The organism is Burkholderia latens, assembly GCF_902499045.1.
Classification (GTDB): domain Bacteria; phylum Pseudomonadota; class Gammaproteobacteria; order Burkholderiales; family Burkholderiaceae; genus Burkholderia; species Burkholderia latens.
In genome coordinates, this window is the sequence record NZ_CABVPL010000009.1 from 33,092 (window position 1) to 55,107 (window position 22,016).

Genomic DNA, 22,016 nt, shown 5'->3' on the forward strand with positions numbered 1-22,016 from the left:
GCTCCCGCGCCGCCGGCACGCGCCGCGTGCCGGCGCGTCACGACGCCGCGAAGCGGCGTATCAGCTTCCCGCCGAACACGTTCACCGCGAGGCCGGCCATCACCAGCGCCGCGCCGATCAGCTGCGCGCGGCTCAGATGCTCGTCGAGCAGCAGCGCCGACGACGCGAGCCCGACGATCGGCACCAGCAGCGAGAACTGCGCGACCTGCGCGGCCGGATAGCGCGACATCAGGCGGCTCCACAACCCGTAGCCGACCAGCGTCGCGACGAACGCGAGATACACGACCGCGAAGATCGATGCGCGGTCGAGCCCGGCGAGCGCGGCGCCGATCCGCTGCGGGCCCTCGAACCACAGCGACAGCGCGAAGAACGGCACCGGCGGCACGAGGCTCGCCCACACGACGAGCGACACCAGGTTCGCGTTGCCGACCTTCTTCGTGACGATATTGCCGAACGCCCACATCGCGGCCGAGCCGATGGTCAGCAGGAAACCCGCGAGCGTCATCGCGCTGCCGCCCTGCACGGCGATCACGACGAGCCCGGCCGCGGCGATCGCGAGGCCGATCAGGTTCTGCACGCGCAGCCGCTCGCCGAGGAACAGCATCGCGAACACGAGCGTGAAGAACGCCTGCGACTGCAGCACGAGCGACGCGAGGCCGGCCGGCATGCCGACGTACATGCCCGTAAACAGGAACACGAACTGGCCGAGCTGGATCGTCGCGCCGTACAGCAGCAGCATGCGCCACGGAATCTGCGGGCGACGCACGAAGAACACCGCGGGCACCGCCGCGAGCGTGAAGCGCAGCGCGCCGAGCAGCATCGGCGGCATGCCGTGCAGGCCGACCTTGATCACGACGAAGTTCACGCCCCACGCCAGGATCACGACCAGCGCGAGCAGCAGATCCTTCGGGGCCATCATCGGCGTCTCCTCGATTGTCGAATGATTGTGAAGCCGGTCAGTCTACCGGGTTTCGCCGCGCGGCCCGATACCCGCGCGGCGAGAATGGAATCGGCGCGGGCGCAGCGGTGTGCGCAACAACGGGCGCAGCAGCGCGCCGCCAGCGCGCACCGCACGACGCATGCCGGCCGCGGCCACATCCCGCGACGCGCGCGTTCCCCCGCGCGTTCCCCGTCACGCGCGTCGCGCCGCCGCCGTGCCGCCAGTACAATGACCGGCAGACCAGCCGTTCCCCACGAGGCCCGCCATGACCGCTCCGATCAAAGCCCTGCTGAAGCCGCACGTCCGCGACATCGGCAACCTGCAGGTGCGCCGCACGCTGCCCGCGCTCGCCGCACGCCTCGTCGGCCCGTTCATCTTCTTCGATCACATGGGCCCCGCGGCGCTGCCGGCCGGCACCGGGCTCGACGTGCGCCCGCATCCGCACATCGGGCTCGCGACCGTCACTTACCTGTTCGACGGCGCGATCCTGCACCGCGACAGCCTCGGCTCGCGGCAGGAGATCGTGCCCGGCGACGTGAACTGGATGACGGCCGGCCGCGGGATCGTGCATTCGGAGCGCACGCCCGACGCGCAACGCGCGAGCGGCCATACCGTGCACGGGATCCAGACCTGGGTCGCGCTGCCGGTCGCGCACGAAACCACCGAGCCGTCGTTCGAGCACCACCCGGCCGACACGCTGCCCAAGCGTCACGACCACGGCGTCGCGCTGACGGTGATCGCCGGCGACGCGTTCGGCCTGCGCTCGCCCGTCACGACGTTCTCGCGCACGCTGTACGTCGCCGCCGAATTCTCGGCCGGCGGCAGCGTCGAGCTCGATGCGTCGCACCAGGAACGCGCGGTCTACGTGGTCGACGGCGACCTGACGATCGACGGCACGCCGGTGCCGGCCGAGCAGATGGCCGTACTCGCGCCGGGCGCGACCGTCACGCTCGCGAGCAGCAACGGCGCACGCGCGATGCTGCTGGGCGGCGACAAGATCGACGGCGAGCGCTTCATCGAATGGAATTTCGTCGCGAGCAGCCGCGACGCGATCGAGCGCGCGAAGCGGGCGTGGACGAACCAGGAAATGGGCAAGGTGCCCGGCGAAACCGAGTGGATTCCGCTGCCCGAATCGAAGCCGCGTTGAAAAAGGGGCGCGCCGCCCCAACCCTGACGACATTCGAACGGAAGAGAACGACATGGACACCACGCTTGCCACTTTCGAGAAAGACGTCATCGAGGCGTCGCTGGACACGCCCGTGCTGGTCGACTTCTGGGCGCCATGGTGCGGCCCGTGCAAGACGCTCGGCCCGCTGCTCGAAAAGCTCGAAGCCGACTACGAAGGCCGCTGGAAGCTCGTGAAGGTGAACGTCGACGAGAACCAGGAGCTGGCCGCGCATTTCCAGACGCGCAGCATCCCGCACGTGATCGCATTCGCGGACGGGCGCCCGGTCGACCAGTTCATCGGCGTGCTGCCGGAAGGCCAGCTGCGCGCGTTCCTCGACCGGCTGCTGCCGGCGCCCGACGAAGCCGAGCGCCGCGCCGCGCAAGATGCGATCGCCGAATCGCGCTACGACGATGCACGCGCGCATCTCGAAGCCGCGCTCGCGCTGAACCCCGGTTTCGACGACGCGCGGCTCGACCTGATCGAGCTGCTGCTCGCCCACAACGACGTGGACGCCGCGCGCGCCGAGGCCGAGCGCCTGTCGCCGCAGACGGTGCAAGGCGCCGATCCGCGCTATCAGGCGATCAAGACCCGTTTCGACGCGCTCGACGCGACGGCCGATCTGCCGCCGACCGACGCGCTCGAAGCACGCATCGCGGCCGATCCCGCCGATCTCGACGCGCGCTTCGACCTCGCGCAGAGCCTGATCGCGCGACGCGCCTACGAAGGCGCGCTCGAGCAGTTGCTGGAAATCGTGTTGCGCGACCGCTCGTATGGCGACGATCTCGGCCGCCGCACGATGATTTCGGTGTTCGAGCTGGCCGGCGATCGGCCCGAACTGGTCGCCGCGTGGCGGCGCAAGCTGAGCATGGCGCTCAACTGACCACCTAACCGCGCCGGGCCGCACGCAGCGGCCTGGCCAGTTCGCGCCGTCGCGCGCGGCGGCAGCTGCCGCGCCGCACCATTCCCCTTGTGTCGAACGCCGCCTTGATCAGCCGGCAGCGCGCGCCGCGATCGCGCGCAGCGCATGCGCGGCCGCCGCGAAACCGAAGCTCGCGGTCACGCACACGCTCGAACCGAACCCCGCACAATTGAGCCCCGCGACATGCGCGGCGGTGGACGGCTCCGCGCCGTCCTCGATGTCGCATGCGGCCGCTTCCGGATAGATCAGCGGTTCGTCCGAATACACGGCGCTGATCTTGAAGCGCGCCTTCGGCCCGCGCGGAAAGCCATGCTGCTTGCGCAGCTGCGCGCGCACTTTCGACAGCAGCGGATCCTGGATCGTCAGCGCGAGATCGTCGATGCGGATACGCGTCGGGTCGAGCTGCCCGCCCGCGCCGCCGACCGTGACGAGCGGCTGCCCTTTCGCGACGCACCATGCGATCAGCGCGACCTTCGTGCGCACGCTGTCGATCGCGTCGATCACGTAGTCGAAGCCACCGCCGAGCAGCGCATCGAAATTGTCCGGTTCCGCGAAATCCTCGATCCGGTTCACGCGGCACGCGGGATCGATCAGCGCGATGCGCTCGGCCATCGCGTCGACCTTCGGCTTGCCGTAGTTGCCGTCGAGCGCGTGGATCTGCCGGTTCGTATTGCTTTCCGCGACGTTGTCGAGGTCGATCAGCGTCAGCGCGCCGATCGCGCTGCGCGCGAGCGCCTCGGCCGTCCACGACCCGACCCCGCCGATGCCGATCACGGCCACGTGCGCGCGCTCGAACGCGGCGAGCGCCGGTGCGCCGTACAGCCGCGCGATGCCGCCGAAACGGCGCTCGCGATCCACGTCAAGCTGGATCGTCGGGGTCGGGGTAAGATCAGAGGAACTGAGCGGGGCAGCGTCGGCGGCGGACATGGCAGCAAGGAAAACGTAAGTCGTGCAGCCCTCTATTTTGCCTGAACTCCCTGCCGGCACGCGCCACTGTGCGCGCACGATTCCCGCGCGTTCGCTATACTGGCCCCAGATTGAAGCGTTTGCATAACATGACGACTCTCGCCGATCTCCGCATCAACTATTCGCGTGCTTCGCTCGACGAAGCCGATGCCGCCCCCGACCCGTTCGCGCAATTCGATCGCTGGTTCAAGGAGGCGCTCGACGCCAAGCTCCCCGAGCCCAACACGATGACGCTCGCCACCGTCGGCGACGACGGCCGGCCGTCGGCCCGAATCGTGCTCATCAAGGGCGTCGACGAACGCGGGTTCGTCTTCTTTACCAATTACGAAAGCCGCAAGGGGCGCGACCTCGCCGCGCATCCGTACGCGGCGCTGCTGTTCTACTGGATCGAGCTCGAGCGCCAGGTGCGTATCGAAGGCCGGATCGAGAAAACCAGCGCCGACGAAAGCGACCGCTATTTCGCGTCGCGCCCGCTCGGCTCGCGCATCGGTGCGTGGGCGTCCGATCAGAGCGCGGTGATCGACAGCCGCGCGACGCTCGAGGCGCGCGAGAAGGCCGTCGCCGAGCGCTACGGCGAGAACCCGCCGCGCCCGCCGCACTGGGGCGGCTACCGCGTCGTGCCCGACGCGATCGAGTTCTGGCAAGGCCGCCCGTCGCGGCTGCACGATCGCCTGCTCTATACGCGCGACGCCGCCGCGGCGTCGGGCTGGACGATCTCGCGACTGTCGCCGTAAGCCGGCCGCGGCAGTGGCGCCGGCGCGTGCCGGCCGTGTCACGTGTTGCATCCGGGCGCCCGCCCCGCGAGGGCCGGCGCCGTCAAGATACTTGGCTGTATTCGATCCAACGAACAAACGGAGAATCCAAATGTTCTGGGAAAAGAAGCTGGCACAGTGGGCGGACGAAGTACGGGCGAAGGCGAACATACCGGCGCGCCTCGTGCTGTGGAACGGCGATCAACTCGATTTCGGCACCTTCAGCGCGCCGCAGGTCACGCTGAAGGTGAACAGCGCGTCCGCGCTGCCGCTGCTGCTCGAGCCGAGCCTCGACAATCTCGGCGAGGCGTACGTGAAAGGCAAGATCGACATCGAAGGCAAGCTGTCGGACATCATCAACATCGGCTACTCGCTCGCGCGCAGCACCGTGACGAGCGCAAGCAAGCTCGCGCGCGTGAAGCGCTACTTCAACCACACGAAGAGCAGCGACAAAAAGGCGATCCAGTACCACTACGACGTCTCGAACGAGTTCTACCAGCTGTGGCTCGACGAGAACATGGTGTACTCGTGCGCGTACTTCGAGAACGGCGACGAGGATCTGGCCACCGCGCAGATCAAGAAAATCGACCACATCCTGACCAAGATCCGGCTCGAGCCCGGCCAGCGCCTGCTCGACATCGGCTGCGGCTGGGGCGCGCTCGTGCTGCGCGCCGCGCAGAAGTTCGGCGCGACGTGTCTCGGCGTGACGCTGTCGCAGAACCAGTTCGATCTCGCGACCGCGCGCGTGAAGGCGGCCGGGCTCGAGGACAAGATCGAGATCCGCCTGCAGGACTATCGCGAGGTCGACGGCCAGTTCGATCGCATCACGAGCGTCGGGATGTTCGAGCACGTCGGGCGCAAGAACCTGCCGCTCTATTTCTCGCGCATCCGCGAGCTGCTGACCGACGACGGGATCGCGATGAACCACGGGATCACGTCGACCGACGCGGAAAGCGGCGAGACCGCGCTCGGCGGCGGCGAGTTCATTGACCGCTACGTGTTCCCGGACGGCGAGCTGCCGCACATCAGCCTCGCGCTCGAAGCGGCGCAGCGCGGCGGACTCGAGGCGATTGACATCGAAAGCCTGCGGCGACACTATGCGCGCACGCTCGACATCTGGACCGAGAACTTCGAGGCGAAGGCGGAACAGGCGCGGGCGCTCGTCGACGACGAAAAATTCCGCATCTGGCGCGTGTATCTGGCCGGCTGCGCGTATGCATTCGAGCACGACGACGTGTCGATCTTCCAGATCGTGTGCCGCAAGGCCGGCCGCAGCGCGAAAACGCTGCCGTGGTCGCGGCGCTACATGTACGAAAACCCGCTGCCGCGCTAGGCGGCACTTGACGCTGGGCATGCATGGGTGACGGCAGCACGCGGCGCGACGCGCCGCCGCAACGACAGCAGCGCGACGAACCGGACGAGTCGCACGCCGACGGGCAGTTCGACCTGTTCGGCGCGCCCGGCGACGCGCGCGCGGACGACGATCACCCCGCAGGCGCCGGCGAGCACATGACGCCGGACGAACGCGGCGCCGCGCGCCTCGCGAAGGCAACTGCGCGCGCCGGCCGCGCGGCATCCCGCCCTTCCCCGGACCGCGAGCTGGAACCGGCGCCCGCCTCCGGCCTGCTATGGGACGAACCGTCCCCACCCGCCACGCCGCCGACCAAAGGCCGGCGCCGGCGCGGCGTGCCGCCCGCACCGGTGTCCGCCGAAGTCGCCGACGCGGCGGCCGCGCTGCCGCCGAACGTGCGGCTCGGCACGTCGTCGTGGTATTTCCCCGGCTGGAACGGGATCGTCTACGACGGCGATTTCGCGCAGACGAAGCTGTCGCGCGAAGGGCTTGAAGCGTACGGCGCACATCCGCTGCTGAAAAGCGTGAGCCTCGACCGGTCGTTCTACGGCCCGCTGTCGGTGGCCGACTACCTGCGCTACGCGCAACAGGTGCCCGACGACTTCCGTTTCGTCGTGAAGGCGCCGGCGTCCGTCACCGACGCGGTCGTGCGCGGCCGGCGCGGCGAGCCGTCCGGCCCGAACCCGACCTTTCTCGACGCGCAGCTCGCCACGCAGGAGTTCGTGCAGCCGTGCATCGACGGGCTTGGCAAGAAGGCCGGCGTGCTGGTGTTCCAGTTTTCGCCGATGCCCGATCAACTGCTCGCCGAACCGGCGGCGCTGATCGACCGGCTGTCGGCGTTCTTCGCGGCGCTGCCGCCGCTGCCGCCCGATGCCGACGGCACGCGCTACGCGATCGAAATCCGCGACGCGTGCCTGCTCACGCCGCGCTTCATCCGCGCGCTGGCCGCGCTCGGCGTGCGCTACTGCGTCGGCCTGCATGCGCGGATGCCAGACCCGCTGCGCCAGGCGGCCGCGCTCGCGTTGCTCGACGGCGACGCGCCGGGCCCGCTGATTGTGCGCTGGAGCCTGCACGGCGGGTTCAAGTACGAACAGGCGAAGGCGAAGTACGAGCCGTTCGACAAGCTCGTCGACGAGGATCCGGCCACGCGCTCGGCGCTCGCTGAGCTGGCCGCGCGCTACGCGCTGGCCGGACAGCCGGTGATCATCACGATCAACAACAAGGCGGAAGGGTCCGCGCCGCTGTCATGCATCGCGCTGGCGCGCGAGATCGCCGCCGCGTGCGCGCACTGGCGCAGCGAGGCGGCGTAAGACGGCAGTCTTTGCGTCGCCGACGTGTTGAAGCCCTGTGCGTGGGCTCCGGCGCCATCGGCCTGCACCGACACTCGTACAACGCTACTTTTAAGACTTGTTCTATTTACCGCACCGCCTGCCTTGACCAAAACGCCTATCCGTTCGGCCGATTTCCCGATTGACTCCATTGCCACATAGCTTTCTATACCAATAGCGACACAGCGATTCTACGATCGGGGTCGCGCCTGCCGAATGACTGAAGTGCCATCCAGTCATGTTGAAAAGGACCCCAATCGATATGCAGATATGCACGATGGACTACAACGACCTCTCCAAAGACGGAAAAACAGTCAAATTGAAATGCCCCGGAGCGGGCACTTTCGATGTACTTTCCGGGATTGGGCGCTACGCAAATAAACCAAATTGCTCCGACATTTAAAAAGCGGCGATACCCCCCGGAACTTGCTGGATCGTTGACAGACCGACAGGAACGCGTGCCAACCAGGTCCGCGCCGAAGTCATTGACTTGATGAATTTTTACAGAAGCCGCCACGCGGAGTGGTTCGGCCTTTATAGCTCCCAGACCATGGGCGACCATCTCTACGTATACGGAGTCGAGAGAGGAAACTTCAGGCTTCATCCGCTGAATACCGATGGCACAGGGGAATCCTGGGGATGCGTTACGTTTTATCGAAATTCAGACTTCCAAATCCTCAGGAATGCACGCTTGCGAACCAGAAAAGTTGGCGTTCCAGGCGGGAGAGGACTGATGGCCTATGGTTTCGTGGAACTCAAAGGCATTCCCGACTTCGCCAAGTGTGACGTGAAATGAAAAAACCGAGCTTTGCGATCATCTTTCCATGCCTGTCGGTCATCGCTTTCGTGCTGATCCCGAATAGATTGGTCGAGGATTTCGTTTTCAACCGTCTACATGTCAGCGGCGATGGCGAAGATGCAATGAACGACTTCTATCTCATGGCGTTGGCAATCAGGATTTCCATTTCCATGCTTGTCTCGTTGGCCATACTGGGCATCGCCGCCAAGGCCTTGACGACAAAGAGATAACTTGGCGGCTCGCCAAACGGTGGCGCGCTAACCATGACGATCGGCACGCCACCGCACGGGGCTGGACCCCCTTCACCTTCTTCGTACGGCCAACCACCATCATTGCGTTGCCACGCAACGCAACGCATGAACCGATTACGAAGTACCGCTCACCCACCGCGCAGCGACTTCAGCCGGTGCGAGAACTTCTGCCGGAATTTCGCGAGCTTCGGCCCGATCACGACCGAGCAATAGCCCTGCCCCGGATTGCGCGCGTAATAGTTCTGGTGATAGTCCTCGGCCGGCCAGTAGTTGTCGTCGAGCGGCACGACCTGCGTGACGATGGGCTGCCCGAACACCTGCTCGCGCTCCAGTTCGCGAATCACGTCGAGCGCGATGTCGCGCTGCTCGTCCGAATGCGTGAACACGACCGAACGGTATTGCGTGCCGACGTCGTTGCCCTGCCGGTTCAGCTGCGTCGGGTCGTGCGTCGCGAAGAAGATCTCGAGGATCTCGCGATAGCCGATGCGTGCCGGATCGAACGTCACGTTCACGACCTCCGCGTGCCCGGTGTCGCCTTCGCACACGTCGCGATAGCCGGGATTGCGCGTATGGCCGCCCGCGTATCCCGACTGGACGGCCGTCACGCCGTCGACGTCGAGGAACACGGCCTCCGTGCACCAGAAGCACCCGCCGCCAAGCGTCGCGGTTTCAAGCATGTCGTTCCCCATGAAGTGTGTACCTCGTTGATGACGGCGGCCGTCACGCAGTCGCACCGTCGCGCTCGCGCGCCGGGCCGCCGATCCGTATCGCCGCTGCCCGGTTGCCCGGCGCGAAGCGGCACGCGTTCAAGTATCTCACTCGCGCATGAATCCGGCAGGATCGGCGCGTGCCGCGCCCGACCTGACGCGCGTTTCTCGACTACACTTAGGCACGCTTCGCCGCGACGGCATACCGTCCGGCTGCACGCAGCGTCCGATGCATGCCCGCCCTGATGCCAGCATCATCTGCCGGAACATCGATATGTACGCATTCGCAGATTCCGTCCGCGTCGCCAGCCCGGCCGCCGGTGTCCCGCACGCCGCCGCGCCGTCGCGTTGCCGCGAGCCTGCCGCCTCGGCAGTGCGGCAATCCAGTCCACCCCGCTTTCCTGCTTTTCCGACCTGATGCACGAGCGCGCGTGCCGCAAACGCATGCGGCCGCCGCGCAATCCGCTGACACGCACGTCCGCAGCGAACGGCCGTGCGCCCGTGATCCGATACAACCGAGAGAGGCACCACGATGAGCATGCGGCCTGACCCGACCTTTCACGCTTCGCCGGAACTCGCGATGCAGGCGCCGGCGGAGGAGTTTGCGTATACATTGCTGCTGAGCCCCGATTTTTCCAGACCCGACGCGCTCGCCGTGATCGACGTGAAACCCGGCTCGTCGACCTACGGAAAAATCGTGCACACGGTGACGATGCCGAACACCGGCGACGAGTTTCACCACTTCGGCTGGAATGCGTGTTCGTCGTCGCTGTCGCCGCTGACCGGCCACGCGTTTCTCGAGCGCCGCTTCCTGATCATCCCCGGACTGCGTTCGTCACGCATCTACGTGGTCGACACGAAGCCGCATCCGACGCAGGCGCGCATCCACAGGATCATCGAGCCCGACGAAATCTTCGCGAAGACCGGCTACTCGCGGCCGCACACGGTCCACTGCGGCCCCGAGGGCATCTACGTGAGCACGCTCGGCGGCGCCGGCAAGGACGGCACCGACGGCGCGCCGGGCATCTTCATCATGGATTGCGAGACCTTCGACGTGCTCGGCCGCTGGGAAATCGATCGCGGCCCGCAGGACAAGCATTACGACTTCTGGTGGAACCTGCCGCGCGACTACATGGTGTCGAGCGAATGGGCGCTGCCGCCGCAGTTCGAGAACGGCATCGTGCCGGACGACCTGCTCGCGAACCGGTACGGCCACCGGCTGCATTTCTGGGATCTGCGCGCGCGCCGCAACGTGCAGACGATCGATCTCGGCGCGCACCACCAGATGGCGCTCGAGGTGCGCCCCGCGCACGATCCGGTGCGCGAATACGGCTTCGTTGGCGTCGTGGTCGACACGGCCAATCTCGAAGGATCGATCTGGACCTGGTGGCGCGAAGGCGGCCAGTTCCATGTGAAGAAGACCGCGACGATCCCTGCCGAACCGGCCGCGGCCGACGAGCTGCCGCCGCTGCTGAAGGGCTTCGGCGCGGTGCCGCCGCTCGTGACCGACATCGACCTGTCGCTCGACGACCGCTTCCTGTACGTATCGTGCTGGGGCACCGGCGAGATGCGCCAGTACGACGTGTCGGATCCGCACCATCCGGCGCTCACGGGATCGGTCAGGATCGGCGGGATCGTGCGCCGTGCGCCGCACACGAACGGCCGTGCGTTCGCGGGCGGCCCGCAGATGGTCGAGATCAGCCGCGACGGCCGCCGCGTGTACTGGACCAACTCGCTGTATTCCACGTGGGACGACCAGTTCTATCCGGACGGCGTGCCGGCCGCGCAGGTGCTCGCGCATGCGGGGCCTGACGGCGGCCTGACGCTCGCCGACGATTACTGGGTCGAGTTCCCCGACGGCTATCGCGCGCACCAGATCCGGCTCGAAGGCGGCGACTGCTCGACCGACTCGTTCTGCTATCCGTCGGTCAAGCGTTGAGCACCGGCCTTCCCGCGCCGCTCGCGCTGTGGGCGGCGGTGCTCGCGAGCGGCGTCTATCACGGGCTCAATCCGGCGATGGGCTGGCCGCTCGCGGTATCGAACGCGCTGATGACGCGCCGCGGCGGCGCGCTCGTCGCGGCGCTAGGCTATCTGGCGCTCGGGCACGCGCTCGCGATGTTCATGGTGATGCTGCCGTTCGGGCTGCTCGCCGCGCTGCTCGCGTGGCAGACGGCGATCCGGATCGGCGCGAGCGCGCTCGTGATCGGCTTCGGCGCCGTGTTGCTGATCCGGCGGCGCCACCCGCGCGCACTCGCGCGGATTCCGCCCGCGCGGCTCGGGCTGTGGTCGTTCGCGGTCGCGCTCGCGCATGGCGCGGGGCTGATGCTGGTGCCGATCTATCTTGGACTGTGCGGGCTCGACGGCGACGCCGGTCATCGCGCGGCGGCCACGCTCATCGACGCGCATCTCGGCATGGCGCTCGTCGTCGCGGCCGTGCATGCGGCGGCGATGATCGCCGCGGGCGGCACGCTCGCGTGGCTCGTGTACCGCTATCTCGGGCTGACGTTCGTCGCGCGGAGCTGGTTCAACCTCGACGCGGTCTGGGCGTCGAGCCTGATCGTGACGGGTGCGCTCGCGCTGGGGCTCGCGGCGGCGCGATAGAGGCGATGCGCGACCGCAGACAAATGGTTGGCGGATCGTCACTCGCGGCTCATCGGTCCGCGTTCGCGCACCAATAAAACGCGACGGAACGACAGCGTCCGCACGATTGCGTGCAGCGCGCGCCAGTGTTCGCTACCTCACGCTCGGCCCGCGATCCGCCGTCCGCACCGGCCCGGCGGTCGCGATTCCGCTAAAATCGGGCCATGCGCACCACTTCCCAACCGACCGCCCCGGCCTTGCCGCCTTTCGTCCGCCGCGCCTGTCGCATCCGCCGCGCGCCGCGCCCGTCCGTCTCGTTCCCGATGGCCGTCCGATGAACCACGCGACCCCGCCGGATTTCGATTCGGGCGCCTTTCGTCAGGCGCTCGGCCAGTTCGCGACCGGCGTCACCGTCATCACGACACGCGCGCCGTCCGGCCAGCTGATCGGCATCACCGCGAGTTCGTTCAACTCGGTCTCGCTCGACCCGCCGCTCGTGCTGTGGAGCCTCGCGCACAAATCGGCGTCGACGCCGGTGTTCCGCAGCAACAGCCATTACGTGGTGAACGTGCTCGCGGCATCGCAGCTCGACCTGTGCAAGCGCTTCTCGACCTACAAGGGCGATCGTTTCGAAGGAATCGCGCACGCGGCCGGCAACTCGGGCATGCCGGTGCTCGACGGAGCGCTCGCGTGGTTCGAATGCCACAACCGCAGCCGCTACGACGAAGGCGACCACGTGATCTTCGTCGGCGAAGTGGAACGCTGCGGCGTGCGCGCCACGGCGGAAGGCGCGCCGCCGCTCGTGTTCCACGGCGGCGGCTTCCACGGCCTCACACCGCTTTGATCGCCCCGGTGCGCGCCAGCCCGACCGGCGCGCCCGCTTCATCCTTGAGCGTCTGCAGCACGATGTTCGACCGGATGTCCATCACGCCCGGCGCCTTGTAGAGCCGGTTCAGCACGAAATCCGAATAGTGCTTGAGGTTGTGCGCGAGCACGCGCAGCAGATAGTGGCTCTCGCCGGTCACGACGAACGCGCCGACGACCTCCGGCCATTCGCGCAGCGCTTCCGCGAAGCGCTCGTGCCATTGATTCTCCTCGTTGCGCATCGACACCTGCACGAACGCCTCGAGCTCGAAACCGAGCTTCTCGCGGCTCAGGCACGCGCGATAGTGTTCGATCACGCCCTGCTCCTCGAGCAGGCGCATCCGGCGCAAACAAGCCGACGGCGAAAGCGAGATGCGTTCGGCCAGGTCGAGATTGCTGATTCTGCCCTCCTCCTGCAATACCGCGAGAATCCGGCAGTCGGTGGCATCGAGCGTGATCGCGTGCATTTTTGTTCCCCCTTTCCCCGTCTGATTCGAATTATCTGCCAATCCGGCGGATTGTCCATGTTTATTTCGCAAGCACTTTCTACGAGCGTCCACCTATCATTCGAAGGATCGATTCACCGCTTCGTCATGCCATGAACACACTCTGGGACATCTCGCCGCCCGTCAGCCCCGCCACCCCCGTATGGCCGGGCGACACGCCCGTTTCCGTCGAACGCGTGTGGCGGATGGAGGCCGGCTCGCCGGTCAACGTCGCACGCCTGACGCTGTCGCCGCACACGGGCGCGCACTGCGACGCGCCGCTGCATTACGACGCCGACGGCGCGCCGATCGGCGCGGTGCCGCTCGATACCTATCTCGGCCCGTGCCGCGTGATCCACTGCATCGGCGCATCGCCGGTCGTGCGCCCGGCCGACGTGGAAGCCGCGCTCGCCGGCGTGCCGCCGCGCGTGCTGCTGCGCACGTATGCGCGCGCCGCGGTCGAGCAATGGGACAACGACTTCTGCGCGGTCGCGCCCGAGACCATCGACCTGCTCGACGCGCGCGGCGTGAAGCTGATCGGCATCGATACGCCGTCGCTCGACCCGCAGGACTCGAAGACGATGGACGCGCATCGCCGCGTACGCGCGCACCGGATGGCGATCCTCGAAGGGATCGTGCTCGACGACGTGCCGGCCGGCGACTACGAGCTGATCGCGCTGCCGCTGAAGTTCGCGACGCTCGACGCGAGCCCCGTGCGCGCGGTGCTGCGCGCGCTGCCTGCGCACGCTTCCTGATTACCCAACCTACGAACTCACATCATGATCAAGACCCGTGAAGACGCGCTCGCCCTCGACCGCGACGACCCGCTCGCCGCGTTGCGCGACCAGTTCGCGCTGCCGGACGGCGTGATCTATCTCGACGGCAACTCGCTCGGCGCGCAGCCGCGCGCATCGGCTGCCCGCGCGCAACAGGTGATCGGCGCCGAATGGGGCGAAGGGCTGATCCGCAGCTGGAACACCGCAGGCTGGTTCGCGCTGCCGCGCCGCCTCGGAGACAAGCTCGCGACGCTGATCGGCGGCGCGCCGGGCGAGACGGTCGTCACCGACACCATCTCGATCAACCTGTTCAAGCTGCTGTCGGCGATGCTGCGCCACCAGGCCGAGCGCGCGCCGGAACGCCGCGTGATCGTGTCGGAACGCTCGAACTTCCCGACCGACCTGTACATCGCGCAAGGGCTGATCGAACAGCTCGGCGGCAACTACGCGCTGCGCCTGATCGACGATCCGGCGGAGCTGCCCGACGCGCTCGGCGCGGACACGGCCGTCGCGATGATCACGCACGTGAACTACCGCACTGGCTACATGCACGACATGCCGGCCGTCACGCAACTCGCGCACGACGCGGGCGCGCTGATGCTGTGGGATCTCGCGCACTCGGCCGGCGCGGTGCCGGTCGACCTGAACGGTGCGCGTGCGGACGGCGCGGTCGGCTGTACGTACAAGTACCTGAACGGCGGCCCCGGCTCGCCGGCGTTCGTATGGGTGCCGCAGCGCCATCTCGCGCACTTCTCGCAGCCGCTGTCGGGCTGGTGGGGCCATCGCGCGCCGTTCGCGATGGAGCCCGGCTTCGCGCCCGATCCCGGTATCGCGCGCTTTCTGTGCGGCACGCAGCCGATCGTGTCGATGTCGATGGTCGAATGCGGGCTCGACGTGTTCCTGCAGACCGACATGCAGACGATCCGCCGCAAGTCGCTCGCGCTGACCGACGCGTTCATCGCGCTCGTCGAGGAACGCTGCGCGGGCCTGTCGCTGAAGCTCGTCACGCCGCGCGCGCATCACCAGCGCGGCTCGCAGGCGAGCTTCGAGCATCCGCACGGCTACGAGGTGATGCAGGCGCTGATCGCGCGCGGCGTGATCGGCGACTACCGCGAGCCGTACGTGCTGCGCTTCGGCTTCACGCCGCTCTATACGCGCTTCGTCGACGTGTGGGATGCCGTCGAGACGCTGCGCGACATCCTCGCCACCGACGCGTGGAAGGCCGCCGAATTCGCCGAGCGCGGCGCGGTGACCTGATCGGCACAGCCCGGCGCGCACCGCGGTTACGTGCGGATCGCGCGCCGCGCTCCCGTCATTCAAATCTGGAGAAAGTCGTGAATTCTGGTCATATGCAGCCACCCGGCGGCGACGCGCCGGCGGGCTGCCCGTTCTCGGGCGCACGCGCGGCCCAGCCCGCTCATGAAGCACCGCACGTGCCGGCCGGCGACGCCGCGGGCGAGGCTGGCTGGCACAACGCGCAGCTCGATTTCTCGAAGTCGATGAGCTACGGCGATTATCTGTCGCTGAATTCGATCCTCGACGCGCAGCATCCGCTGTCGCCCGATCACAACGAGATGCTGTTCATCATCCAGCATCAGACGAGCGAGCTGTGGATGAAGCTCGCGTTGTTCGAGCTGCGCGGCGCGCTCGACGCGGTGCGCGGCGACGCGCTGCCGCCCGCGTTCAAGATGCTCGCGCGCGTGTCGCGCATTCTCGAGCAGCTCGTGCAGGCGTGGAACGTGCTGTCGACGATGACGCCGTCCGAGTATTCGGCGATGCGGCCGTATCTCGGCCAGTCGTCGGGCTTTCAGTCGTATCAGTACCGGCAGCTCGAATTCCTGCTCGGCAACAAGAACGCGCAGATGCTGCAGCCGCATGCGCACCGGCCCGACATCCTCGAACAGGTGCGCGCGACGCTCGAGGCGCCGTCGTTCTACGACGAGGTCGTGCGGCTGCTGGCGCGCCGCGGGTTCCCCATCGCGCCCGAGCGGCTCGAGCGCGACTGGACGCAGCCGATGCGTCACGACGAAACCGTCGAGGCCGCGTGGCTCGAAGTCTATCGTCACCCGCAGCAGCACTGGGAACTGTACGAGATGGCCGAGGAACTCGTCGATCTCGAGGATGCGTTCCGCCAGTGGCGCTTCCGTCACGTGACGACCGTCGAGCGCATCATCGGCTTCAAGCAGGGCACCGGCGGCACGAGCGGCGCGCCGTATCTGCGCAAGATGCTCGATGTCGTGCTGTTCCCCGAGCTGTGGCACGTGCGCACCACGCTGTAACGCACGTCGTCGCGCACGTGATGCGCCCGCCGGTCACGATGACGTACGGGCCAGCTTCTCCCCTTCGCGCGGCGCCGCGCGTTCATGCGCGAGCCGCGGAATGTGCCGCCGCACCATGAGCAGCGCGACGCACACCACGCTCATCGCCGCGGCGAGCATCGTCAGGTACGCCGTCGCACCGCCCGCCGTGATCACGAGCGCGCCCGCGAACGCGCTGAGAATCGCGCCGAGCCGCCCGAACGCGAGCGCGCTCGCGGTGCCGGTCGCGCGCACCGCCGTCGGATAGATGTACGCGCAGAGCGCATACATCGTCGACTGCACCGCGTTGACGAACAACCCGTGCAGGCCGAGCCCGACGATCAGCCAGCCCGTGTGGCGCCCGGCATCGATACCCATCAGCCACATCGCGCTCGCCGTGCCGCCGATGCTGCACAACACGAGCGGCCAGCGCGAACCCGCATGCGCGATCGCCCATGCGCACAGCAACGCGCCGATCACGCCGCCGAGGTTGTACGCGGTCAGTCCCGAACCCGCGACCGACACGCTGAGCCCACTCGCGGCCAGCATCGTCGGCAGCCAGCTGAACGCCGCGTAGACAGCGAGCAGGCACATGAAGAACGCGCACCACAGTGCGATCGTGTCGCGCGCCTGGCCACCGGCAAACAGCGCGCCGAAGCCGCCGCGTGCGCCAGAGGGGCGCGCATCGCGCAGATCGGTGAATGCGGTGCCCGGTGCGACCGGCCGCTGCATGCGCGCGAGCAGCGCGCCGAGTTCCGGCCAGCGCGCGGGCCGGCGCGCGAGATAGCGCGGCGATTCGGGCAGCGCGCGCACGAGCACGAAGCCGAGCACAAGCGGCAGCGCGCCGCCCGCGAAGAACAACCCGCGCCAGCCGTAGCGCGGCAGCACCTCGTGCGCGAACAAGCCGGCCAGCATCCCGCCGAGCGGCACGCAGACGATCGTCGCCGTCACCATCATCGTGCGGCGCCGCGCGGGCGTGTACTCGGCCGTCATCGTGGTGGCGGTCGGCAGCGCGCCGCCGATCCCGAGTCCCGCGCAGAAACGCAGCAGCGCGATCGTCGCGACATCCGGCGCGAAGCCGATCGCGCAGGTCGCGACGCCGAACAGGAACACGCTGCCGATCACCGCGTGGCGGCGGCCGAAACGATCCGCGACGAGCCCCGCGCATGCGCTGCCGATGCCCATCCCGATCAGCCCGGCGGCCACCGCCGGCGCGAACGCGCCGCGCGTGATCCCCCATTCGCGGATCAGCACCGGAATCGCGAAGCCGATGAGTTGGCCGTCGAAGCCGTCGAGCACGATCGCGAGCGCGGCAAGCAGCACCACGCACCGCTGCATCGTCGTGAACGGTCCGTCGTCGAGCGTCGCGCCGATGTCGACCGACGGCGGCTGCAATGTGTCGCGCGTGCTCATGCGGCCTCCCGTGCGTCGTGCATCGGCGGCATCGAAGACAACGGGCGCGGCCGGCGCGCGGTAAGACAACGGCATTTGCTGACTTTCATGGCGTCTCCAGTTGCCCGAGCTGGCGCGCGCGCGCGTGCCCGGATCTCGTGCTGCACCCACGGCGCCAACGCGTGCGCGCCGGCTCCGGTGTGCTGTCCCATTCGTCTCGATCGGGCGCCGTCGTCAATGCGGCGCGCTTCTCGTCGTGCGGCGCAAGCCCGCCGCCGGCCTGATGTTCAGTCGCGCCGCGCGTCGATCAGCCTCACCAGCGCGAGCAACGTGTCCACATGCGGCACCGCGACACCGGCGTCGCGCGCGGCCGCGACGACCTGGCCGTTGATCGCGTCGATCTCGGTGCGGCGTCCGGCGAGCACGTCCTGCAGCATCGACGGCCGATGCCCGTGATGCGCACGAATCGCATGCTCGACGTTGCGCGCGATGCGTTCGCCATCGACGGCGATCCCTTTCGCGCGCGCGACGGCGGCCGTCTCGGCGGCGATCGCGAGCGCGAGCCGCGGCCCGTCGGGCACGCGGGCGAGCTGGTCGACCGTGCAGCCCGTCGCCGCGCACAGCGTGTTGAGCGCCGCGTTGAATGCGACCTTCTCCCAGATCGCGGCCCACACGTCGGCGTCGAGCGAACACGCGAGCCCGGCACGCGACAGCACGTCGGCCACGGCCGCCGCGAACGGGCGCGCCGCGCCGTCGGCCGTCATCATGCGGATCGTGCCGGCGCCGTGCGAACGCACATGCCCCGGCCCGGCGAAATCGGCCGGCCACGTCGTGACGCCGACCAGAATGCGTTCGAGCGGCACGAACGCATTCACCGTCTCGACGTTGCCGAGCCCGTTCTGCAACGTCAGCACGGATGTGCGCGGCGTCAGCAATGCGCGCACGCCATCGAGCGCGGTACGCGTGTGCAGCGATTTCGTGAAAACGATCAGCAGGTCGAGCGGTGTGTCGGGCGCGGCGCTTGCCGCCGCATTCGCCGCTTCCGGCCGCACGGCCTGCAACGCGCGGATGCAGCGTTCGCCGCGATCGTCGTCGATCCGCAAGCCGTCGCGGCGAATCGCGTCGAGGTGCGCGTCGTTCACGTCGATCAGCGTGACGGCTTCGCCGTGCTCGGCCAGCCGCGCGCCGAACAGCGAGCCCATCGCGCCGGCACCGAGAATCGCGATCTTCATCGCCAGTGCCTCCTCAGAACGGGTAATGACGCGGCGCGGTCTGCACGGTGATCCAGCGCAGGTCGGTGAATGCCGCGATGCCGGCCTTGCCGCCGAAATGGCCGAAGCCGCTGTCCTTCACGCCGCCGAACGGCATCTGCGCCTCGTCGTGCACGGTCGGGCCGTTCACGTGGCAGATGCCCGACTCGATCCGTGCGGCCACGCGCATCGCCCGCGCGACATCGCGGCTGAACACGGCCGATGCGAGCCCGAACGCGTTGTCGTTCGCGCACCGGATCGCGGCCGCTTCGCCGTCGACGCGCACGATCGGCTTCACCGGCCCGAACGATTCCTCCGCGTAGATGCGCATCGCGGGCGTCACATGGTCGAGCAGCGTCGCGGGGAACAGCGTGCTGTCGGACTTGCTGCCGCACACGAGCGTCGCGCCGTGCGCGAGCGCATCGTCGATCAGCGCATTGCAGCGCTCGACGGCCTTCATGTCGATCAGCGAGCCGAGCACGACGGGCCCCTCGCGCGGGTCGCCGAGCGGCAGCGACGATGCCTTCGCGGCGAGCTTCGCGACGAATGCGTCGGCGATCGCGTCGTCGACGATGATCCGCTCGGTCGACATGCAGATCTGCCCGGAATTCGCGAACGCGCCGAATGCGGCGGCCGCGACCGCCGCATCGAGATCCGCGTCGTCGAGCACGACGAACGGCGCCTTGCCGCCGAGTTCGAGCACCGACGGTTTCAGATGCCGCGCGCACGCTTGCGCGACGATCCGCCCGACGCGCGTCGAGCCGGTGAAGTTCACGCGCCGCACGGCCGGATGCGCGATCAGCGCGTCGACGACGGCACCCGCATCGTCAGGCGCATTCGTCACGAAGTTGACGACGCCCGGCGGCAGCCCCGCTTCCTGCAGCGCCTCGACGATCAGCCCGTGCGTGACGGGGCACAGTTCGGAGCCCTTCAGCACGACCGTGTTGCCGCACGCGAGGGGCAGCGCGAGCGCGCGTGTCGCGAGGATCACCGGCGCATTCCACGGTGCGATGCCGAGCACGACGCCGGCCGGCTGCCGCACGCCCATCGCGAGCGAGCCGGGCACGTCGGACGGAATCAGCTCGCCGCCGACCTGCGTGGTCAGCGATGCTGCCTCGACGAGCCCGCTCGCGGCCAGATGCACGTTGAAGCCGGCCCACAGCGCCGACGCACCGGTTTCGGCCGCCATCGCGGCGACGAACCGCTCGTGTTTCGCTTCGAGCGCGGCGGCCGCCTTCAGCAGCAGCGCGCGGCGCGCGCCGGGGCCGAGCGCGGCCCATTCGGGAAACGCGCGCGCGGCCGCGTCGGCCGCCGCGCGCGCATCGTCGACGGTGCACGCGGGCGCCGTCGACGCGACTTCGCCGTCGAGCGGGTTGCGGCGCACGAAGGTCGCGCCGCTGGATGAATGGCGGCGTTCGCCGCCGATCAGCATCGATACGGTTTGCATGGATTCTCCGGAAGACGCGCGCCGCGCGTCAGGCAACCTCGACGTCGACGACGACGGGTGTATCGGCCCGCGGCGCGTCAGCCAGCACTTCGGTCAACGTGGCGCGCAGCCGCGCGGCATCGGCCACGCGTACGCCGCGGCATCCCATCCCCTGCGCGAGCGCGACGAAATCCAGGTCGGGCAAATCGGTGCCCTGCACCAGATCGCCGGCACCGAAACCGAACACGGGTGCGAAGTCCTGCAGCGCCGCGTAGCGCCGATTGTTCAGGATCACGAACGTAATCGGCAGCTTCAGCTGCGCGGCACTCCACAGTGCCTGGATCGAATACAGGCTCGAGCCGTCGCCAATCAGCGCGATCACGCGCCGCCCCGGCTGCGCGAGCGCGACGCCGACCGCGGCCGGCATCCCGTAGCCGAGCCCGCCACTGTCCATCGTGTAGAACGTGCCGCTGCACGTGAACGGCAGGTAGTCCTGCATCACCGGCCGCGCACTCGGCGCTTCCTCGACGACGACGTCGTGCGCGTCGTGCGCGTCGCGCACGTCGGCGAGCGTCTGCAGCGCGAATGCGACCGACATCCGCTCGCCGGCCGCCGGCGCTTCTACGCGCGCACGTGCGGGCCGCGGCGCGGGCATCGGCCGCTCGCGCGGCGCCGGCCGCGCGAGCAGGTCGCGCGCCGCGAGCCGCAGGTTCCCGACGACCGCGTCGCCCGACGGCGTCCATGCGGCGATGCCCGGATCGTCGACGAGCTGGACGAGCGTCGCGCCCGGCGGCACGTGCGGACCGAAGCCCTCGATGTGATAGGTGAACGCGGGCGCGCCGAACGCGAACACGAGATCGTGCCCGTCGAGCCGCGCGACGATCTTTTCGCGGATCGCCGGCAGGAAGCCCGCGAACAGCGGATGATCCTCGGGAAAGCTGCAACGCCCCGACATCGGCGCGACGTACACGTTCGCGCGGTGCCGTTCGGCGAGCCGCACGACGTCGTCCCATGCGCCGGCGCGATCGACGGCCGCGCCGACCACGAGCGCCGGACGCCGCGCGGCATCGAGCGCGTTGCCGAGCCGCGCGAGTGCGTCGGGATCGGGCCGCACGACGCTGCTCACGTCGCGGCGCGGCAGCAGTTCGGCCGGCTGATCCCAGTCGTCGACCGGAATCGACACGAACACCGGCCCGCGCGGCTCCTGCATCGCGATCCGGTACGCACGCGCGATCGCGGCCGGCACGTCCTGCGCACGCGCGGGCTCGATGCTCCACTTCACGTACGGCTTCGGCAGCTCGGCGGCCTGCGTCGAGCCGAGGAACGGATCGAACGGCAGGATCGCGCGCGCCTGCTGGCCCGCGGTGACGATCAGCGGCGTGCGGTTCTTGAACGCGGTGAACAGGTTACCCATCGCGTTGCCGACGCCGGCCGCCGAATGCAGATTGACGACCGCCGCATTGCCGGTGGCCTGCGCATAACCGTCGGCCATGCCGACCACGATGGCTTCCTGCAGGCCGAGCACGTACTGGAAATCGGCCGGGAAATCGCGAAACATCGGCAGCTCGGTCGAGCCGGGATTGCCGAACACGCGGTCGATCCCGAACTGGCGAAACAGGTCGATGACGGCGTCGCGGACGGTCACCGGTGCGGTGGATGCGGCGGATTGGGATGCGGTGCCGGACATGCTCGGGCGTCTCCTCGATGGCTTGGCGGTTTCCACAGTATCGAAGCGCGGGTCATTCGCGGATACTGTATTTTTGGC

21 protein-coding genes are annotated in these 22,016 nt (G+C 68.5%); 13 read left to right on the forward strand and 8 right to left on the reverse strand.

Features of this window, described 5'->3' with window-relative positions:
* Positions 1-37: 37 nt before the first annotated feature.
* Positions 38-916 carry an EamA family transporter gene (locus BSE24067_RS09220; RefSeq protein ID WP_174904737.1) on the reverse strand — a complete coding sequence of 293 codons (879 nt, stop codon included), beginning with the start codon at positions 914-916 and terminating at the stop codon, positions 38-40.
* Positions 917-1,205: 289 nt separating this feature from the next.
* On the opposite strand from BSE24067_RS09220, the gene BSE24067_RS09225 reads away from it, so the two are divergent.
* Positions 1,206-2,087: a pirin family protein gene (locus BSE24067_RS09225; RefSeq protein ID WP_151066030.1), complete on the forward strand. Its 882-nt coding sequence runs from the start codon at positions 1,206-1,208 to the stop codon at positions 2,085-2,087.
* A 52-nt stretch (positions 2,088-2,139) separates the two neighbouring features.
* A complete protein-coding gene (gene trxA / locus BSE24067_RS09230; protein ID WP_151066029.1) occupies positions 2,140-2,988 on the forward strand; it encodes a thioredoxin in 849 nt (282 codons plus the stop codon).
* A gap of 108 nt (positions 2,989-3,096) precedes the next feature.
* Here the strand turns inward: trxA and tcdA are convergent, their stop codons facing one another.
* Positions 3,097-3,954 carry a tRNA cyclic N6-threonylcarbamoyladenosine(37) synthase TcdA gene (gene tcdA, locus BSE24067_RS09235; protein ID WP_151066028.1) on the reverse strand — a complete coding sequence of 286 codons (858 nt, stop codon included), beginning with the start codon at positions 3,952-3,954 and terminating at the stop codon, positions 3,097-3,099.
* A 128-nt stretch (positions 3,955-4,082) separates the two neighbouring features.
* On the opposite strand from tcdA, the gene pdxH reads away from it, so the two are divergent.
* From pdxH to BSE24067_RS09260, 5 genes are all read left to right on the forward strand, one after another.
* A complete protein-coding gene (gene pdxH / locus BSE24067_RS09240) occupies positions 4,083-4,727 on the forward strand; it encodes a pyridoxamine 5'-phosphate oxidase (RefSeq protein ID WP_151066027.1) in 645 nt (214 codons plus the stop codon).
* Between the two features lie 130 nt (positions 4,728-4,857).
* Positions 4,858-6,078, forward strand: coding sequence for an SAM-dependent methyltransferase (locus tag BSE24067_RS09245; RefSeq protein ID WP_151066026.1), 1,221 nt, complete (start codon positions 4,858-4,860; stop codon positions 6,076-6,078).
* 23 nt (positions 6,079-6,101) lie between these two features.
* Positions 6,102-7,406, forward strand: a complete 1,305-nt coding sequence (locus tag BSE24067_RS09250; RefSeq protein ID WP_151066025.1) for a DUF72 domain-containing protein — start codon at positions 6,102-6,104, stop codon at positions 7,404-7,406.
* Between the two features lie 430 nt (positions 7,407-7,836).
* On the forward strand, positions 7,837-8,220 hold the full coding sequence (locus BSE24067_RS32945) for a DUF2778 domain-containing protein (protein WP_208455058.1): 384 nt from the start codon (positions 7,837-7,839) through the stop codon (positions 8,218-8,220).
* A complete protein-coding gene (locus BSE24067_RS09260) occupies positions 8,217-8,453 on the forward strand; it encodes a hypothetical protein (protein WP_151066024.1) in 237 nt (78 codons plus the stop codon). The genes BSE24067_RS32945 and BSE24067_RS09260 overlap by 4 nt, the downstream gene beginning before the upstream one ends.
* Before the next feature lie 149 nt (positions 8,454-8,602).
* On the opposite strand, the gene msrA is transcribed toward BSE24067_RS09260, so the two are convergent.
* Positions 8,603-9,163, reverse strand: coding sequence for a peptide-methionine (S)-S-oxide reductase MsrA (msrA, locus tag BSE24067_RS09265; RefSeq protein WP_151066023.1), 561 nt, complete (start codon positions 9,161-9,163; stop codon positions 8,603-8,605).
* 550 nt (positions 9,164-9,713) lie between these two features.
* Here msrA and BSE24067_RS09270 point away from each other — a divergent pair.
* From BSE24067_RS09270 to BSE24067_RS09280, 3 genes are all read left to right on the forward strand, one after another.
* Positions 9,714-11,120 carry a selenium-binding protein SBP56-related protein gene (locus BSE24067_RS09270; protein WP_151066022.1) on the forward strand — a complete coding sequence of 469 codons (1,407 nt, stop codon included), beginning with the start codon at positions 9,714-9,716 and terminating at the stop codon, positions 11,118-11,120.
* Positions 11,117-11,782 (forward strand): hypothetical protein, encoded by a 666-nt coding sequence (locus tag BSE24067_RS09275; RefSeq protein WP_151066021.1) that lies wholly within the window; start codon positions 11,117-11,119, stop codon positions 11,780-11,782. Before BSE24067_RS09270 ends, BSE24067_RS09275 begins: the two co-directional genes overlap by 4 nt.
* Before the next feature lie 313 nt (positions 11,783-12,095).
* Complete coding sequence (locus BSE24067_RS09280) at positions 12,096-12,605, forward strand: flavin reductase family protein (protein ID WP_151066020.1); 510 nt, start codon at positions 12,096-12,098, stop codon at positions 12,603-12,605.
* Here the strand turns inward: BSE24067_RS09280 and BSE24067_RS09285 are convergent.
* Positions 12,592-13,092, reverse strand: a complete 501-nt coding sequence (locus BSE24067_RS09285; protein WP_006477992.1) for an Lrp/AsnC family transcriptional regulator — start codon at positions 13,090-13,092, stop codon at positions 12,592-12,594. The genes BSE24067_RS09280 and BSE24067_RS09285 overlap by 14 nt on opposite strands.
* A 131-nt stretch (positions 13,093-13,223) precedes the next feature.
* On the opposite strand from BSE24067_RS09285, the gene kynB reads away from it, so the two are divergent.
* The 3 genes from kynB (at position 13,224) to kynA (ending at position 16,165) form a co-directional block, all read left to right on the forward strand.
* On the forward strand, positions 13,224-13,865 hold the full coding sequence (gene kynB / locus BSE24067_RS09290) for an arylformamidase (protein ID WP_151066019.1): 642 nt from the start codon (positions 13,224-13,226) through the stop codon (positions 13,863-13,865).
* Positions 13,866-13,889: 24 nt separating this feature from the next.
* On the forward strand, positions 13,890-15,143 hold the full coding sequence (gene kynU, locus BSE24067_RS09295) for a kynureninase (RefSeq protein WP_420883505.1): 1,254 nt from the start codon (positions 13,890-13,892) through the stop codon (positions 15,141-15,143).
* Positions 15,144-15,235: 92 nt separating this feature from the next.
* Positions 15,236-16,165, forward strand: coding sequence for a tryptophan 2,3-dioxygenase (gene kynA, locus BSE24067_RS09300; protein ID WP_151066046.1), 930 nt, complete (start codon positions 15,236-15,238; stop codon positions 16,163-16,165).
* A 33-nt stretch (positions 16,166-16,198) separates the two neighbouring features.
* On the opposite strand, the gene BSE24067_RS09305 is transcribed toward kynA, so the two are convergent.
* From BSE24067_RS09305 to mdlC, 4 genes are all read right to left on the reverse strand, one after another.
* Complete coding sequence (locus BSE24067_RS09305) at positions 16,199-17,596, reverse strand: MFS transporter (RefSeq protein ID WP_151066018.1); 1,398 nt, start codon at positions 17,594-17,596, stop codon at positions 16,199-16,201.
* A 266-nt stretch (positions 17,597-17,862) separates the two neighbouring features.
* Positions 17,863-18,807, reverse strand: coding sequence for a ketopantoate reductase family protein (locus BSE24067_RS09310; RefSeq protein WP_151066017.1), 945 nt, complete (start codon positions 18,805-18,807; stop codon positions 17,863-17,865).
* 13 nt (positions 18,808-18,820) lie between these two features.
* Entirely contained in the window at positions 18,821-20,272 is a 1,452-nt protein-coding gene (locus tag BSE24067_RS09315) for an aldehyde dehydrogenase (RefSeq protein WP_151066016.1), read from the reverse strand.
* A gap of 28 nt (positions 20,273-20,300) precedes the next feature.
* Positions 20,301-21,938, reverse strand: coding sequence for a benzoylformate decarboxylase (gene mdlC / locus BSE24067_RS09320; RefSeq protein WP_174904731.1), 1,638 nt, complete (start codon positions 21,936-21,938; stop codon positions 20,301-20,303).
* Positions 21,939-22,016: the final 78 nt, after the last annotated feature.